The organism is Exiguobacterium sp. s16, assembly GCF_018618115.1.
Classification (GTDB): Bacteria; Bacillota; Bacilli; order Exiguobacteriales; family Exiguobacteriaceae; genus Exiguobacterium; species Exiguobacterium mexicanum_A.
The window spans coordinates 22,955-39,453 of the sequence record NZ_JACSLM010000013.1 but is presented as its reverse complement, the minus strand read 5'-3'; the positions used below and the strand labels follow the sequence as shown (position 1 = coordinate 39,453).

22 protein-coding genes are annotated in these 16,499 nt (G+C 47.9%); all 22 read right to left on the bottom strand.

Annotated elements, in window-relative coordinates:
* Positions 1 to 4: 4 nt before the first annotated feature.
* Positions 5 to 403 carry a 30S ribosomal protein S8 gene (gene rpsH, locus KNP86_RS14680; protein WP_021066614.1) on the bottom strand — a complete coding sequence of 133 codons (399 nt, stop codon included), beginning with the start codon at positions 401 to 403 and terminating at the stop codon, positions 5 to 7.
* 31 nt (positions 404 to 434) lie between these two features.
* Entirely contained in the window at positions 435 to 704 is a 270-nt protein-coding gene (gene rpsN, locus KNP86_RS14675) for a 30S ribosomal protein S14 (RefSeq protein WP_034781694.1), read from the bottom strand.
* A 20-nt stretch (positions 705 to 724) separates the two neighbouring features.
* Entirely contained in the window at positions 725 to 1,264 is a 540-nt protein-coding gene (gene rplE / locus KNP86_RS14670) for a 50S ribosomal protein L5 (protein ID WP_016508927.1), read from the bottom strand.
* A 32-nt stretch (positions 1,265 to 1,296) separates the two neighbouring features.
* Positions 1,297 to 1,605 carry a 50S ribosomal protein L24 gene (rplX, locus tag KNP86_RS14665; RefSeq protein ID WP_021066612.1) on the bottom strand — a complete coding sequence of 103 codons (309 nt, stop codon included), beginning with the start codon at positions 1,603 to 1,605 and terminating at the stop codon, positions 1,297 to 1,299.
* A gap of 37 nt (positions 1,606 to 1,642) precedes the next feature.
* Positions 1,643 to 2,011: a 50S ribosomal protein L14 gene (gene rplN, locus KNP86_RS14660; RefSeq protein WP_012727667.1), complete on the bottom strand. Its 369-nt coding sequence runs from the start codon at positions 2,009 to 2,011 to the stop codon at positions 1,643 to 1,645.
* 43 nt (positions 2,012 to 2,054) lie between these two features.
* Positions 2,055 to 2,315 (bottom strand): 30S ribosomal protein S17, encoded by a 261-nt coding sequence (gene rpsQ / locus KNP86_RS14655; protein ID WP_021066611.1) that lies wholly within the window; start codon positions 2,313 to 2,315, stop codon positions 2,055 to 2,057.
* Positions 2,316 to 2,348: 33 nt separating this feature from the next.
* Positions 2,349 to 2,552, bottom strand: a complete 204-nt coding sequence (gene rpmC, locus KNP86_RS14650; protein WP_012727669.1) for a 50S ribosomal protein L29 — start codon at positions 2,550 to 2,552, stop codon at positions 2,349 to 2,351.
* Positions 2,539 to 2,976, bottom strand: coding sequence for a 50S ribosomal protein L16 (rplP, locus tag KNP86_RS14645; RefSeq protein ID WP_016508922.1), 438 nt, complete (start codon positions 2,974 to 2,976; stop codon positions 2,539 to 2,541). The genes rpmC and rplP overlap by 14 nt, the downstream gene beginning before the upstream one ends.
* Before the next feature lie 32 nt (positions 2,977 to 3,008).
* Positions 3,009 to 3,668 carry a 30S ribosomal protein S3 gene (gene rpsC / locus KNP86_RS14640; protein WP_034781696.1) on the bottom strand — a complete coding sequence of 220 codons (660 nt, stop codon included), beginning with the start codon at positions 3,666 to 3,668 and terminating at the stop codon, positions 3,009 to 3,011.
* A 13-nt stretch (positions 3,669 to 3,681) separates the two neighbouring features.
* Complete coding sequence (rplV, locus tag KNP86_RS14635; protein WP_034781699.1) at positions 3,682 to 4,014, bottom strand: 50S ribosomal protein L22; 333 nt, start codon at positions 4,012 to 4,014, stop codon at positions 3,682 to 3,684.
* 20 nt (positions 4,015 to 4,034) lie between these two features.
* Complete coding sequence (gene rpsS / locus KNP86_RS14630) at positions 4,035 to 4,310, bottom strand: 30S ribosomal protein S19 (RefSeq protein WP_012727673.1); 276 nt, start codon at positions 4,308 to 4,310, stop codon at positions 4,035 to 4,037.
* 66 nt (positions 4,311 to 4,376) lie between these two features.
* Positions 4,377 to 5,207 carry a 50S ribosomal protein L2 gene (gene rplB / locus KNP86_RS14625; protein ID WP_034781701.1) on the bottom strand — a complete coding sequence of 277 codons (831 nt, stop codon included), beginning with the start codon at positions 5,205 to 5,207 and terminating at the stop codon, positions 4,377 to 4,379.
* A 34-nt stretch (positions 5,208 to 5,241) separates the two neighbouring features.
* Positions 5,242 to 5,523: a 50S ribosomal protein L23 gene (rplW, locus tag KNP86_RS14620; RefSeq protein WP_034781704.1), complete on the bottom strand. Its 282-nt coding sequence runs from the start codon at positions 5,521 to 5,523 to the stop codon at positions 5,242 to 5,244.
* Positions 5,523 to 6,146 carry a 50S ribosomal protein L4 gene (rplD, locus tag KNP86_RS14615; RefSeq protein WP_034781706.1) on the bottom strand — a complete coding sequence of 208 codons (624 nt, stop codon included), beginning with the start codon at positions 6,144 to 6,146 and terminating at the stop codon, positions 5,523 to 5,525. The genes rplW and rplD overlap by 1 nt, the downstream gene beginning before the upstream one ends.
* A 28-nt stretch (positions 6,147 to 6,174) precedes the next feature.
* Entirely contained in the window at positions 6,175 to 6,801 is a 627-nt protein-coding gene (gene rplC, locus KNP86_RS14610) for a 50S ribosomal protein L3 (protein WP_034781707.1), read from the bottom strand.
* A gap of 61 nt (positions 6,802 to 6,862) precedes the next feature.
* Positions 6,863 to 7,171: a 30S ribosomal protein S10 gene (rpsJ, locus tag KNP86_RS14605; protein ID WP_012727678.1), complete on the bottom strand. Its 309-nt coding sequence runs from the start codon at positions 7,169 to 7,171 to the stop codon at positions 6,863 to 6,865.
* Positions 7,172 to 7,549: 378 nt separating this feature from the next.
* Positions 7,550 to 8,059 (bottom strand): nucleotidyltransferase family protein, encoded by a 510-nt coding sequence (locus tag KNP86_RS14600; RefSeq protein ID WP_214755080.1) that lies wholly within the window; start codon positions 8,057 to 8,059, stop codon positions 7,550 to 7,552.
* 110 nt (positions 8,060 to 8,169) lie between these two features.
* Positions 8,170 to 9,357: an elongation factor Tu gene (tuf, locus tag KNP86_RS14595; protein WP_131437953.1), complete on the bottom strand. Its 1,188-nt coding sequence runs from the start codon at positions 9,355 to 9,357 to the stop codon at positions 8,170 to 8,172.
* A 115-nt stretch (positions 9,358 to 9,472) separates the two neighbouring features.
* Entirely contained in the window at positions 9,473 to 11,551 is a 2,079-nt protein-coding gene (gene fusA, locus KNP86_RS14590) for an elongation factor G (RefSeq protein ID WP_214755078.1), read from the bottom strand.
* Between the two features lie 116 nt (positions 11,552 to 11,667).
* Positions 11,668 to 12,135, bottom strand: coding sequence for a 30S ribosomal protein S7 (rpsG, locus tag KNP86_RS14585; protein ID WP_021066600.1), 468 nt, complete (start codon positions 12,133 to 12,135; stop codon positions 11,668 to 11,670).
* A gap of 47 nt (positions 12,136 to 12,182) precedes the next feature.
* The gene (gene rpsL, locus KNP86_RS14580) at positions 12,183 to 12,605 is read right to left on the bottom strand and encodes a 30S ribosomal protein S12 (protein WP_012727683.1); all 423 of its coding nucleotides are present in this window, start codon (positions 12,603 to 12,605) and stop codon (positions 12,183 to 12,185) included.
* Between the two features lie 288 nt (positions 12,606 to 12,893).
* Positions 12,894 to 16,493: a DNA-directed RNA polymerase subunit beta' gene (rpoC, locus tag KNP86_RS14575; RefSeq protein WP_214755076.1), complete on the bottom strand. Its 3,600-nt coding sequence runs from the start codon at positions 16,491 to 16,493 to the stop codon at positions 12,894 to 12,896.
* Positions 16,494 to 16,499: the final 6 nt, after the last annotated feature.

Here is a 16,499-nt window from a genome sequence, read left to right as displayed (position 1 = left end):
TGACTTACCAGATGTAGGCGAGCACTTCGCCGCCGACTTGTTGTTGGCGAGCTTCTTTATCAGTCATAAGACCTTTTGATGTCGAAAGAACTGCGATACCGAGTCCTCCGAGTACTTTTGGTACTTCATCAGCTTTTGCGTATACACGAAGACCTGGTTTCGAAATGCGTTTGAGACCAGTGATAACACGTTCGTTGCTTGCTCCATATTTAAGGAACAGACGAAGTGTACCTTGCTTAGCGTCCTCGATATATTCAACATCGCGAATGAAACCTTCACGCTTGAGGATCTCTGCAACCTCACGTTTGATATTAGAAGCTGGAAGCTCTAATTTTTCATGGCGAACCATGTTAGCGTTACGGATACGTGTAAGCATATCTGCAATTGGGTCTGTCATTACCATGCGATGTACCTCCTTTCACACTGTTAGTGGATTACCAGCTTGCTTTTTTAACACCAGGGATTTGACCTTTGTATGCAAGATCACGGAACTTGATACGGCTGATCCCGAATTTACCCATGTAACCATGTGGACGACCTGTGATACGGCAACGGTTATGAAGACGTACAGGTGAAGAGTTACGTGGCAATTTGCTGAGTCCGATGTAGTCGCCTTCAGCTTTCAATTGTGCACGTTTCTCAGCGTACTGGGCAACGAGTTTCTCGCGTTTGTGTTCGCGATTCACCATTGACTTTTTAGCCATGTTGTCGACCTCCCTTTAGATTATTTTTGGAATGGCATTCCGAGAAGTGTGAGCAATTCACGAGCTTCTTCGTCTGTGTTCGCTGTTGTAACAACAACGATGTCCATACCGCGTACTTTCGTTACTTTATCGTAATCGATCTCAGGGAAAATAAGTTGCTCTTTCACACCAAGCGTGTAGTTACCGCGTCCGTCGAATGCTTTCTTCGATACACCGCGGAAGTCACGTACACGTGGAAGTGAAACAGTTACCAATTTGTCGAGGAAATCGTACATACGCTCGCCACGAAGAGTAACCTTCGCACCGATTGGCATGCCTTCACGAAGTTTGAAACCAGCGATTGATTTCTTAGCCTTCGTTACGAGTGGTTTTTGACCAGAAAGAATTGATAATTCTTCCACTGCCATGTCAAGAGCCTTCGAGTTCGAAACAGCGTCACCTACACCCATGTTGATGACGATCTTGTCGACCTGTGGGACTTGCATGACTGAGTCATAGTTGAATTTATCCATCATCGCTTTCACGATGTCGCTTTTATACTTCTCTTGCAAACGGTTCATAGTCGAATGGACCTCCTTTCGTCACGTTCTTCTTATTTATCGAGTACTTCGCCCGATTTCGCGACACGAACTTTTTTACCATCGACTACTTTGAAACCAACGCGAGTCGGTTTGCCCGTTTTAGGGTCGAGTGGCATGACGTTCGAGACGTGAATTGGTGCTTCGATTTCAAGGATACCGCCTTGTGGATTCGCTTGTGATGGTTTCGAGTGTTTTTTAATCACGTTGATACCTTCTACGACTACGCGGTTCTTGCTTGGCATAGCTTTGAGGATAACCCCTTGCTTGCCTTTATCTTTACCAGACATTACCTGGACTGTATCGCCTTTTTTAACATGCATCGTTTTGCGCACCTCCTTATAGGATTGAAATTGGAAATTAAAGTACTTCCGGTGCCAACGAAACGATCTTCATGAATTCTTTTTCACGAAGTTCACGTGCAACTGGCCCGAAGATCCGAGTGCCGCGTGGGCTCTTGTCATCTTTGATGATGACTGCTGCGTTCTCATCGAAACGGATGTACGAACCATCTTTACGACGAGCGCCGCGTTTTGTACGAACGACAACTGCTCTGACAACGTCACCTTTTTTAACAACGCCACCTGGTGTTGCTTGTTTTACCGTCGCGACGATGATGTCACCGATGTTGGCAGTCTTACGACCTGAACCACCGAGGACTTTAATTGTCAACAGTTCACGCGCGCCAGAGTTGTCTGCTACTTTCAAGCGAGATTCTTGTTGAATCATGCGAGTGTACCTCCCTCCGGATGTTTATAGATCCGAACTGTTATTAGATGATTACTGATTCTTCTACTACTGTTACGAGACGGAAACGTTTGTCTTTAGAAAGCGGACGTGTTTCCGCGATGCGGACGACATCGCCGATTTTAGCGACATTGTTCTCATCGTGCGCTTTAAATTTCTTCGTGTAGTTTACACGTTTGCCATAAAGCTTATGACGTACTTTTGTTTCAACTGCAACGACGATCGTTTTGTCCATTTTGTCAGACACGACGCGTCCAGTGAGTACTTTACGCTTATTGCGTTCCATGAGTGTTACCTCCTCTTAAAGAATCCGATTAGATTAGCCGTTGTTGATGCCGAGTTCGCGTTCACGAAGAATCGTTTTAGCACGCGCAATCGACTTGCGTACTTCACGGATACGAGCAGGATTCTCAAGCTGACCTGTAGCTAATTGGAAACGAAGGTTAAAGAGTTCTTCTTTCCACTCGCCTACTTTACCGTTGAGCTCTTCAGTTGTTGATTGACGGAGATCAGTTGCTTTCATTCGTATCACCACCATTTTCTTCACGTTTCACGAACTTACATTTCACTGGAAGTTTGTGCGCTGCAAGACGAAGTGCCTCACGTGCAACTTCCTCAGATACACCCGCGATTTCGAACATTACTTTGCCAGGCTTAACTACAGCTACCCAGCCTTCTGGAGCACCTTTACCCGAACCCATTCGGACTTCGAGAGGCTTTTTCGTGTATGGTTTGTGTGGGAAGATCTTGATCCACACTTTACCACCACGTTTCATATAACGTGTCATTGCGATACGTGCTGATTCGATTTGACGGTTTGTGATCCAGCTCGCTTCGAGCGATTGGAGACCGAATTCACCGAAATGTACTGTTGTGCCGCGTTTTGCATTTCCGCGCATTTTACCACGGTGTACACGACGATATTTCACGCGTTTAGGTAACAACATAGTGTGTTGCCTCCTTCCTGAAAGAGTGTTTATTATTCAGCGTTTTTAGCTGTGTTGTTTTTTGTTGGAAGAACTTCACCATGGTACAACCAGACTTTAATTCCGATTTTACCATAAGTTGTGTCAGCTTCAGCTGTTCCGTAATCGATATCGGCACGGAGTGTGTGAAGTGGAACTGTTCCTTCCGAGTACTTCTCTGAACGAGCGATATCAGCGCCACCAAGACGACCAGAAACTTCTGTTTTGATCCCTTTGATGCCAGTGCGCATCGAACGTTGGATTGATTGTTTCATTGCACGACGGAATGACACACGGCCTTCCAATTGACGAGCGATGTTTTCAGCAACAAGTTTAGCGACAGCGTCCGCGTTTTTCACTTCAACAACGTTGATGTGAACACGTTTGCCTTCAGCAAGCTTGATGATGTTTTTGCGGAGTGACTCGATTTCCGAACCACCCTTACCGATAACCATACCTGGTTTCGCAGTGTGAAGCGAAATGTTCACGCGATTTGCAGCGCGTTCGATTTCTACTTTAGAAATACTAGCATCCTTCATTTTGTTTTCGATGTATTCACGAATAACGAAGTCTTCATGAAGGAGATCTGCGTAGTCTTTCTCAGCGTACCAACGCGAATCCCAGTCTTTGATAATACCAACGCGAAGACCGTGCGGATTTACCTTTTGACCCACTACATATCCCTCCTTATTTCTCAGTTACCACGATGTGGATGTGGCTTGTGCGTTTGTTAATACGGCTTGCGCGACCCATCGCACGTGGGCGGAAGCGTTTGAGTGTTGGACCTTCGTTGACGTAGATTTCCGACACCACAAGGTTCTCAATATTCATATCGTAGTTGTGCTCTGCGTTTGCAATCGCTGACTTCAATACTTTTTCAACGATTGGCGACGCTGCCTTGTTCGTGTGAGCAAGGACAGAGAGCGCTTCGCCGACTTGTTTCCCGCGAATTAAGTCTACAACGAGACGTGCTTTGCGAGGAGCAAGACGGACCATATTAGCTGATGCTTTAGCTTGCATGGATTTGACCTCCCCTCAAATTACCGTTTCGTTTTCTTGTCTGATCCGTGACCTTTGTACGTGCGTGTTGGAGCGAATTCACCAAGTTTGTGACCGACCATGTCTTCTGTCACGAATACTGGTACGTGTTTACGACCATCGTGTACACCGAACGTGTGACCCATGAATTCTGGGAAGATTGTCGAGCGACGTGACCAAGTTTTGATGACTTGCTTCTCACCAGATTCGTTGAGTTTGTCAACTTTAGCGAGCAAATGGTGATCTGCGAATGGACCTTTTTTCAAGCTGCGACCCATGATAGAACCTCCCTTTGGAATGATTCGGGAACGGCTCTTTCGAACCGCCCGAGAATCATGTAGTAATTATTTCTTGCGACGACGAAGAATGTACATGTCGCTCGATTTGTTTTTCTTACGAGTTTTAAGACCAAGAGCTGGTTTACCCCAAGGAGTAAGTGGGCCCGAACGACCGATTGGCGCACGACCTTCACCACCACCGTGTGGGTGATCAACCGGGTTCATTACAGAACCACGTACTGTTGGGCGTTTGCCTAACCAACGTGAACGTCCTGCTTTACCGATGTTTACGAGTTCGTGTTCTTCGTTACCAACTGAACCGACTGTCGCGCGGCAAGTGCCGAGGAACAAGCGTGATTCACCTGATTGAAGACGAACGATGACGTACTTGCCGTCACGTCCTTGGATTTGTGCCGATGCACCAGCCGCACGAACAAGCTGACCGCCCTTACCAGGCTTAAGCTCGATGTTGTGGATAGTAGTACCGACAGGGATGTTCACGAGTGGAAGAGCGTTCCCCACTTTGATATCCGCCTCAGGACCAGACATGATTTCCATGCCTACTTTGATGCCCTTAGGAGCGAGGATGTAACGTTTCTCACCATCTGCATAGTTGATGAGGGCGATGTTCGCTGAACGGTTTGGATCGTATTCGATCGTAGCAACGCGTCCGACGATGCCATCTTTGTTACGTTTGAAATCGATGATACGGTATTTGCGTTTGTGCCCGCCACCTTGGTGACGTACAGTCAAACGACCTTGGTTGTTACGACCGCCTTTTTTCGAAAGCTTTTCAGTTAACGATTTTTCAGGACGGTTCGTTGTGATCTCTGCAAAGTCGAGAGATGTCATGTTACGGCGACCGTTAGTGGTCGGCTTAAACTTTTTAATTGCCATCGAGGATTCCCTCCTTTTCTTCTAAGGTAGTAAATTAACCGAGGAAGTCGATTGTGTTGCCTTCAGCAAGGGTTACGATCGCTTTTTTACGACGAGCTGTGTAACCAGAGTGACGACCGACACGTTTCGCTTTCGGTTTCATGTTCATTGTGTTTACCGAAGCAACTTTCACATTGAAGATTGTTTCGATAGCGTACTTCACTTGCGATTTAGTCGCTTTAACGTCGATCTCGAAAACGTATTTGTTAGCTTCCATGAGGCTAACAGAACGCTCAGTGATGATAGGACGTTTGATGATATCGTATGCTTGAGCCATTATGCAAGCACCTCCTCTACCTTCGCAACCGCATCTTTAGTGAAGATGACTTTGTCGTTAGCAACGAGGTCAAGAACGTTAACGCCTGCTGCCTCGATCACAGTCACTCCTGGGATGTTACGAGCTGCGAGAGCGATAGTCTCATTGTAGTCCGCTGTGACTACAAGAGCCTTACGTTCTACTGACAAGCTGTTCAAAACAGCAGCCATGTCTTTTGTTTTTGGTGCATCGAAAGCAAGGCCTTCGAGGACGATCATTTCGTTGTTTTTCACTTTCGACGAAAGCGCCGAGAGAAGTGCTAAACGACGAACTTTTTTAGGAAGCTTGTAAGAGTATGAACGTGGTGTTGGACCGAAGACTGTACCACCACCAACCCATTGTGGTGAGCGGATAGAACCTTGGCGCGCACGACCAGTTCCCTTTTGTTTCCATGGTTTACGGCCGCCACCGCGTACTTCCGAGCGACCTTTCGTATCGTGAGTACCTTGACGGCGTGATGCTTGTTGCATGACGATCGCGTCGTAAAGTACTGAGTCGTTAGGCTCGATACCGAAAATGGCTTCTGCCAATTCGATCTCGCCAACTTGTGAACCTGTTTGGTTAAGCAAAGCTACTTTAGGCATTCGTAATTCCTCCTTTCCGTGCAGTTAATTAGTTACCTTTTACCGCTGTTTTGATGATGACGTTCGACTTGCGAGCGCCTGGGATTGCGCCTTTAACGAGTACAAGGCCGCGTTCCGCGTCAACTTTGACAACTTCAAGGTTTTGAATCGTTTTACGCTCGCCACCCATTTGACCAGGAAGAAGCTTCCCTTTAAATACGCGGTTAGGAGCTACAGGACCCATCGAACCAGGACGACGGTGGTAGCGCGAACCGTGAGCCATTGGTCCACGTGATTGTCCGTGACGCTTGATCGCACCTTGGAATCCTTTACCTTTCGATGTACCTGTTACGTCTACTAATTCACCTGCAGCGAAAATGTCCGCCTTGATCTCTTGACCGATTTCGTATCCTTCTACTGAAGTACGAATCTCTTTCATGAAGCGCTTAGGTGTCGCGTTTGCTTTCGCAGCGTGACCTTTTGCCGGTTTGTTTTGACGTGATTCTTTGATGTCGCCGAAACCGAGTTGAACTGCTTCGTAACCGTCTGTTTCAACTGTTTTAAGTTGAAGCACAACGTTTCCTTCGACAGCAACTACTGTTACCGGTACGACTTCGCCTGCTTCGTTGAAGATTTGAGTCATACCAAGTTTTGTTCCTAAGATTCCTTTAGCCATGAGATACACCTCCTGTTTAATAATTATTGTCTCTTCTGGCTAGTATCTACTATATGAAGAATTAAAGTTTGATTTCGATGTCAACACCTGATGGTAATTCGAGGCGCATAAGCGCATCAACCGTTTTTGGTGTTGGGTTAACGATGTCGATCAAGCGTTTGTGTGTACGCATCTCGAACTGCTCACGAGCATCTTTGTACTTGTGAACCGCACGAAGGATCGTGTAGATCGATTTTTCAGTTGGAAGCGGGATTGGTCCCGAAACCTTTGCACCTGAACGCTTCGCAGTATCAACGATTTTCTCAGCTGATTGATCGAGTACGCGATGGTCGTATGCTTTTAAACGAATACGGATTTTTTCATTTGCCATGTAAGTTTCCCTCCTTTGTCGCCTATTTTTAAAAATAGACAGTTCTCCGCGGAAATTTCCACACCGGCCATGGCAAAGCTGCCTGGCGTGTCATAACCTCCCGCTTCATCGCAGCGTGCTTGTGTCAGCAGAGGTATCCGATCATTGCAAATCAACGATTGGACCCGATTTCTGCTGTAAAGTCTCTCACCACTCGCACAAACACTTAATCATTATATCGAATCTACATATGAAATGCAAGATTTGATTTTTAAATTGCGCCGGATGTCTGATGAGTTGTTCAACGTTCACTAATGTAACAAGATTTGAACCCATTTGCAAGCTATTTTCCTTCTTTTGTTGAACTATTTGTTACAAGAACCGCCATGCCAACTCTACCTAGCGTTTCATACGTGCTCCGAAGCGTTCCGTGACGGATTCGATGACCGAGGCTGGGGCTCGTTTCAAGCAGGTTTGGACGATCGTTTCATTCATTGGATGAGTCTCGAAGTATTGACTTAACCGTTCAAGCTTATCGATACGGTTCATTACCGTATACAGTACGACCCACTCTTCGAGATGCATCCAACTGCCGACCGGTTCAATATATGGATGTGTATAGATCCCATCGGTGCACTTCATCCGAAAGCTGGCCATCACATCAATGTCTCCGCCCTCGAACTCATATTCGCCAAAATAGGTCGTCACGTAATCTGGATGAGGCGTCGACTCGACTTTCTTTCCAGCACGGCTCAGTACTTGATCGACTCGCTCGAATTGATCCGGTTCGACAAACACATCCAAGTCGTTCGCCGTTTCAATTAGCCCATGATGCTTCAGTAACGTCGACCCACCGAACCGACACGCGATCCCGTTCAGCCGACATAACGTTTCGACTTGCTTCTCCATCTTCGTCTCCCCTTTCGTTCGACATATGTCCCATCTTACCACGTCTTGCCACAAAACAAAAAAGCAGCCCGCAAAATGCGGACTGCTTGAAAGGTCAGTGAATCAATCGATTACTCGATGATTTCAGTTACTGAACCAGCGCCTACTGTACGGCCACCCTCACGGATTGAGAAACGTGTTCCGTCTTCGATCGCGATTGTAGAAATCAATTCGATCGTCAACTCGATGTTGTCTCCTGGCATTACCATTTCAGTACCTTCTGGAAGGTGAACGATACCTGTTACGTCAGTTGTACGGAAGTAGAACTGCGGACGGTAGTTCGCGAAGAATGGCGTGTGACGGCCACCCTCTTCTTTAGAAAGAACGTAGATTGAAGCTTTGAATTTTGAGTGCGGCGTGATTGAACCTGGCTTAGCAAGTACTTGTCCACGCTCGATGTCTTCACGTGATACACCACGGAGAAGAGCACCGATGTTGTCGCCAGCTTCAGCGTAGTCGAGAAGCTTACGGAACATCTCTACACCAGTACATACAGTTTTCTTAGTTTCTTCTGTAAGACCAACGATTTCAACCTCGTCGTTGACGCGGAGAACACCACGCTCAACACGACCAGTCGCTACAGTACCGCGACCAGTGATTGAGAATACGTCCTCAACTGGCATCATGAATTCTTTGTCCGTGTCACGAACTGGCTCAGGGATGTACTCATCAACTGCGTTCATGAGTTCCATGATTTTTTCTTCCCACTGAGCTTCGCCGTTAAGCGCGCCAAGTGCTGAACCTTTGATTACAGGGAGGTCGTCGCCTGGGAAGTCATATTCAGAAAGAAGTTCACGGATTTCCATTTCAACGAGCTCAAGGAGTTCTTCGTCGTCAACCATGTCAACTTTGTTCATGAATACGACGATGAAAGGAACACCTACTTGACGTGAAAGAAGGATGTGCTCACGTGTTTGTGGCATTGGGCCATCAGTTGCCGAAACAACGAGGATCGCGCCGTCCATTTGTGCAGCACCAGTGATCATGTTTTTAACATAGTCAGCGTGACCTGGGCAGTCAACGTGTGCATAGTGGCGTTTTTCTGTTTCGTACTCGATGTGAGCTGTTGCGATTGTGATACCGCGCTCACGCTCTTCAGGAGCACCATCGATTGCGTCAAACTTTGTAGCTGTTTTCCCTTGTGCTTTTGAAAGTACAGCTGAGATCGCTGCAGTCAAAGTTGTTTTACCGTGGTCGACGTGGCCGATTGTACCAACGTTAACGTGCGGTTTAGAACGGTCGAATTTTTCTTTACCCATTCTAGATTCCTCCTCTATTAGACAATTAGTTTTTTATTTAACTAGGAAGACGTAGGCTACTTTTAACATACGTCCTCCTTAGCTTACAACAATCAATTAAGCGTTACAACCGTTATTAGCCGTTCGCTTTTTTGATGATTTCTTCTGCGATTGACTTCGGTACTTCTTCGTAGTGATCGAAGTGCATCGAGTACGTTCCGCGTCCTTGCGTACGTGAACGAAGCGATGTCGCATAGCCGAACATTTCTGAAAGTGGAACCATTGCTTTAACGACTTGAGCGTTACCGCGTGCTTCCATACCTTCTACGCGTCCACGGCGTGACGTGACGTCACCCATGATATCTCCCAAGTATTCTTCTGGGATGACAACTTCAACACGCATCATTGGCTCAAGGATAACAGCTTTCGCTTGCTCCTTAAGTTGTTTAACCGCCATCGAAGCAGCAACTTTAAACGCCATCTCGTTCGAGTCGACATCGTGGTACGATCCGAAGACGAGGGCAGCTTTAACGTCAACTACTGGGTAACCAGCGAGGATACCGTTTTCGAGAGCTTCTTCAATCCCGTTTTGAACAGCTGGGACGTATTCACGTGGTACAACACCACCGACGATCTTGTTCTCGAATGCGAATCCAGCGCCTTCTTCGTTCGGCTCGAATTCTACGACAACGTGACCGTACTGACCGCGTCCACCAGATTGACGTACGAATTTCGAATCGATCTTCGCAGCGCCACGGATTGTCTCACGGTAAGCAACTTGTGGTGCACCGACGTTTGCTTCTACTTTGAATTCGCGACGCATACGGTCAACGAGGATATCAAGGTGAAGCTCACCCATACCAGAGATGATTGTTTGACCAGTCTCTTGGTTTGTTTCAGTGCGGAAAGTTGGATCCTCTTCTGCGAGTTTCGCGAGGGCTTGACCCATCTTGTCTTGGTCAGCTTTCGATTTAGGCTCGATAGCGACCGAGATAACTGGTTCTGGGAATGTCATTGACTCGAGAACGACGTTGTCTTTCTCTGAGCAAAGTGTATCACCAGTCGTAGTATCTTTGAGACCAACAGCCGCGGCGATGTCACCAGCGTATACCATTGGAATCTCTTCACGGCTGTTCGCGTGCATTTGAAGGATACGACCGAGGCGCTCACGCTTGCCTTTAGTCGAGTTCTTCACATACGAACCAGCTTGTGCTGTACCAGAGTACACACGGAAGAACGTCAATTTACCGACGTAAGGATCCGTCATGACTTTGAACGCAAGTGCCGAGAACGGCGCGTCATCTGAAGGCTCACGCGTGATTTCTTCTTCTGTGTCGAGGTTGATCCCTTTGATTGACTCAACATCAACTGGTGATGGGAGGTAATCAACAACAGCGTTCAACATCAATTGAACACCTTTGTTTTTGAAGGCCGAACCAACGAGTACAGGGTAGAATTCTACGCTGAGTGTTGCTTTACGAATACCAGCTTTGAGTTCGTCGATTGAGATCTCTTCGCCTTCGAGGTATTTCATCATCAACTCTTCGTTGTAGTCTGCGACCGCTTCGATCAATTGACCGCGAAGTTCTTCAGCTTGGTCAGCCATGTCAGCTGGGAAGCCATCTGTTACTTCGATGTCAGTACCGAGGTCGTTCGAGTACATGTACGTCTTCATTTCGACGAGGTCGACGATTCCTTTGAATTCGTCTTCCGCACCGATTGGAAGTTGGATTGGGTGTGCATTTGCATGCAAGCGCTCGTGAAGTGTTTTCACCGAGTACAAGAAGTCCGCACCGATCTTATCCATCTTGTTGACGAATACGACACGTGGAACACCGTAAGTCGTCGCTTGACGCCATACAGTTTCTGTTTGTGGTTCAACACCTGACTGAGCGTCAAGTACTGCAACTGCGCCATCAAGTACACGGAGTGAACGTTCAACTTCAACCGTGAAGTCTACGTGTCCAGGTGTATCGATGATGTTTACACGGTGGCCATTCCACTGTGCAGTTGTCGCAGCAGAAGTGATCGTGATTCCACGCTCTTGCTCCTGCTCCATCCAGTCCATTTGTGAAGCTCCTTCATGAGTTTCACCAATTTTATGGATACGACCTGTGTAATAAAGAATACGTTCAGTTGTTGTCGTCTTACCGGCATCGATGTGAGCCATGATCCCGATGTTACGAGTATTCTTTAGGGAGAATTCTCTTGCCATACTGGGTATTCTCCTTCCGCATGTGTTTTTCGTGTGCTGGCACACGATATGATTATACCCGAAAGCCACTCCATTAAGCCACCGCTTGGTGACGTGGAGTGGTCTTTACGTTTAACTTACCAACGATAGTGAGCAAACGCTTTGTTCGCTTCTGCCATCTTATGCATGTCTTCGCGTTTCTTAACAGACGCACCAGTGTTGTTGGCTGCATCCATGATTTCGTTCGCGATACGTTGCTCCATCGTTTTCTCGTTGCGGAGACGAGCGTAGTTCACGAGGTAACGAAGACCAAGTGTCGTACGGCGCTCTGGACGAACTTCAACAGGAACTTGGTAGTTTGCTCCACCAACACGGCGAGCTTTAACTTCAAGTACAGGCATGATGTTGTTCATTGCTTCTTCGAACACTTCCATAGGCTCTTTGCCTGAGCGTTCAGCGATGAGGCCAAATGCGTTGTAAATGATAGTTTGAGCTGTACCTTTTTTACCGTCTAACATGACACGGTTAATGAGGCGAGTTACCAATTTCGAGTTGTAGATCGGATCTGCGATAACGTCACGACGTTCTGCACGGTTTTTACGCATCCGAGTACCCTCCTTTCAAAATTTCAGTAGTTTTTAGTTAGCGAGAATTACTTCTTCGCAGCTTTCGGACGTTTCGTACCGTATTTAGAACGGCCTTGCATACGTCCGTCCACACCTGCAGTGTCAAGCGCACCACGAACGATGTGGTAACGTACCCCTGGTAAGTCTTTTACACGTCCTCCACGGATAAGAACAACGCTGTGCTCTTGAAGGTTGTGGCCAATACCTGGAATGTACGCAGTCACTTCGATTTGGTTAGTCAAACGAACACGAGCATACTTACGTAATGCCGAGTTCGGTTTCTTCGGAGTCATTGTACCAACACGTGTACAAACACCACGTTTTTGTGGCGAGCTCACGTTTGTTTGTGACTTGATGAAACTGTTGTAACCTTTGTTAAGTGCTGGAGAGTCAGATTTAACGACTTTCGATTTACGTCCTTTACGGACTAACTGGTTGATAGTAGGCATCTTTGAAGATCCTCCCTTCCTGAATTATGCTATTTTCTAGACCCACCGACCCGGGTGGTTCATTTAAGGTCATAACGAAACGCTTTTACGAGGCGTAGGCATTCCATGACCTCGCAAAAACGTGAGTTATACCTTGAAAGTGGCAATAATAGCAGCCAAACCTTTCCGAAGAAAGATCGGGTGACGTCCGAGTAGCTTGCCGACTGCTGGACACCGTTGTCATCGACAACAACCGATTGGCGGCACTAAATCATAGTAGCACCGCCAACCTATGCTGTCAAGACGTTTTTATTCTACAGTCGTGTCTTCGAGGACGGCTTTCGTCTCATCTTCTTTGAGCTGTACATCGCGGTAAACCGGCATCCCAGTACCAGCTGGAACGAGTTTCCCGATGATGACGTTCTCTTTGAGTCCGAGAAGATAGTCGCGCTTGCCTTTGATGGCAGCATCTGTCAACACACGAGTTGTTTCTTGGAACGAAGCGGCCGAGAGGAACGAATCTGTCTCAAGCGACGCTTTCGTGATTCCGAGAAGGACCGGTTTCGCTGTTGCCGGGCTCTTGCCTTCGCGGAGTGCATCTTTACATGCTTCTTTGAAGACGCTGATGTCGACGAGCGAACCAGGGAGGAGCGGCGTATCACCAGACTCGATGACTTTGACGCGGCGAAGCATTTGGCGAACCATAACTTCGACGTGTTTGTCGCCGATCTCTACCCCTTGCATCCGGTAAACTTTTTGTACTTCTTGGAGAAGGTAGTTTTGTACGCCAGATACACCACGGACGGCGAGCAATTCTTTCGGATCGATCGAACCTTCCGTGAAGACTTCCCCAGCTTCTACCGTATCTCCGATTTGAACACGAAGACGTGCTCCAAACGGAATCGTGTACGTACGTGTCTCGCTAAGTCCTTCGACCGTGAGTTCACGTTTGTCACGCGATTCTGTGAAATCGATGACCGTACCCGGGATTTCCGAGATGACCGCTTGCCCTTTCGGGTTACGAGCCTCGAATACCTCTTGGATACGCGGAAGACCTTGTGTGATATCATCTCCGGCTACCCCACCTGTGTGGAAGGTACGCATTGTAAGCTGCGTTCCTGGCTCACCGATTGATTGCGCGGCGATGATTCCGACAGCTTCGCCGACTTCAACGTTCGAGCCAGTCGCCAAGTTGCGGCCGTAACATTTTTTACATACGCCGTGTGACGTGTTACATGTAAAGGCTGTCCGGATTTCAACTCGTTCGATTCCAGCGTCGACGATGTCGCGAGCGAGATCTTCGGTAATCAATTGGTTCTTCTCGACCATGACTTCACCCGTTTCCGGATGTGCCACTGTCTCGAACGCTGTACGGCCGACGAGGCGGTCATACAAGTTTTCGATTTCTTCCGTGCCTTCGCGGAGAGCGGCGACGCGGATACCGCGGTCCGTTCCACAATCTTCTTCACGGATGATGACATCTTGGGCTACGTCAACGAGACGACGCGTCAAGTAACCTGAGTCAGCCGTCTTAAGGGCTGTATCGGCAAGACCTTTACGCGCACCGTGTGTCGAGATGAAGTATTCCTGTACCGTCAGACCTTCACGGAAGGAAGATTTGATCGGAAGTTCGATGATGCGGCCAGATGGAGCGGCCATCAAACCACGCATCCCTGCGAGCTGCGTGAAGTTGGACGCGTTACCACGGGCACCTGAGTCAGACATCATGAAGATTGGGTTCAAGCGATTGAGGGATTTCATCAATCGTGATTGAATCTCATCCTTCGCTTCGTTCCAAGAGCGTACAACGCGCTCGTAACGCTCATCTTCAGTGATGAGACCGCGACGGAATGACTTCATGATTTGATCGACTTGAGTTTGCGCTTCATCAAGGATTTCTTGTTTGTCCGGAAGAACGATGATATCAGCGATTCCGACCGTCACACCGGCTTTCGTCGAGTGTTTGAAGCCGAGATCTTTCATCCGGTCAAGCATGCGGCTTGTTTCAGTCGTTTCGAACTTCTGGAACACTTCCGCGATGACTTTTCCAAGGAATCCTTTTTTGAACGGCTCGACCAAAGGACGTGAGGCGATTTCTTCTGCCACGTTGGCACCTTTGTCGATGAAGTACTTGTCAGGCGTTGCTTCCTGTAAGTTTTCCATCGTCGGCTCGTTCAAGTATGGGAACGTGTTCGGCAAGATCTCGTTAAAGATCATCTTACCGACCGTTGTGATCAACAATTTCTCGTTTTGCTCATCTGTGAACGTCGGGTTGTTGAGCGTACGTGCTGGAAGAGCGACACGTGTATGCAAGTGGACATAGCCATTTTGATACGCGATGAGCGCTTCGTTCACGTTCGACAAAATTTTCCCTTGTCCGACGGCATCGTCGCGTTCAAGCGAGATGTAGTAGTTACCGAGGACCATATCCTGCGATGGTGTAACGACTGGTTTTCCATCTTTCGGGTTCAAGATGTTTTGCGCCGCGAGCATAAGAAGACGAGCTTCGGCTTGCGCTTCGGCAGAAAGTGGTACGTGGACCGCCATTTGGTCACCATCGAAGTCGGCGTTGTAGGCCGTACATACGAGCGGGTGAAGACGAATCGCACGACCCTCGACGAGAATCGGTTCGAAAGCTTGAATCCCTAGGCGGTGAAGCGTAGGGGCACGGTTCAAGAGAACCGGGTGCTCACGAATGACTTCTTCGAGGACGCCCCAGATTTCTGGTTGCATCTTCTCAATCTTACGTTTGGCGTTCTTGATGTTCGAAGCAATGCCGCGACCGACAAGTTCTTTCATCACGAACGGTTTGAAGAGTTCAAGCGCCATCTCTTTCGGGAGACCACACTGGTACATCTTCAAGTTCGGTCCAACGACGATAACTGAACGTCCTGAATAGTCGACCCGTTTACCAAGAAGGTTTTGACGGAAACGACCTTGTTTCCCTTTCAACATGTGTGAAAGTGATTTCAATGGACGGTTACCTGGACCTGTTACCGGACGACCACGACGACCATTGTCGATGAGGGCGTCAACCGCTTCTTGAAGCATACGCTTCTCGTTTTGCACGATGATGTTCGGCGCGCCGAGGTCGAGCAAACGTTTGAGACGGTTGTTACGGTTGATGACTCGACGATATAAATCGTTCAAGTCAGATGTCGCAAAGCGTCCACCGTCGAGCTGCACCATCGGGCGAAGCTCAGGCGGAATGACAGGAAGTACTTCGAGGATCATCCAATCTGGATCATTGCCTGATGTGAAGAATGCATCGAGCACTTCAAGGCGTTTAATCGCACGTGTACGACGCTGACCTTGAACTGTCTTCAATTCTTCGCGGAGTTCTCCGACTTCCTTCTCGAGTTGCACGTCTTGAAGGAGTGTCCGGATCGCTTCCGCACCCATGTCTGCTTTGAAGTCACTACCGTATTTTTCACGGTAGAGACGATATTCTTTTTCCGAGAGAAGTTGTTTCTTCTCGAGCGGAGTGTCACCTGGCTCCGTCACGACGTACGACGCGAAGTAGATCACTTCTTCGAGTGCACGTGGTGACATGTCGAGAACAAGCCCCATTCGGCTTGGAATCCCTTTGAAGTACCAGATGTGCGAAACTGGTGCCGCGAGCTCGATATGGCCCATACGCTCGCGACGCACTTTCGCTTTCGTCACTTCAACGCCACAGCGGTCACAAATGACTCCTTTATAACGGATCCGTTTGTACTTTCCGCAGTAACATTCCCAGTCTTTCGTAGGACCGAAGATTCGTTCACAGAACAATCCGTCCTTCTCTGGTTTGAGTGTACGATAGTTGATCGTTTCCGGCTTTTTGACTTCCCCGTAAGACCACGAACGGATCTTCTCAGGTGAAGCCAAGCCGATTTTCATATATTCAAATCGATTAACATCTACCAAGGGGCC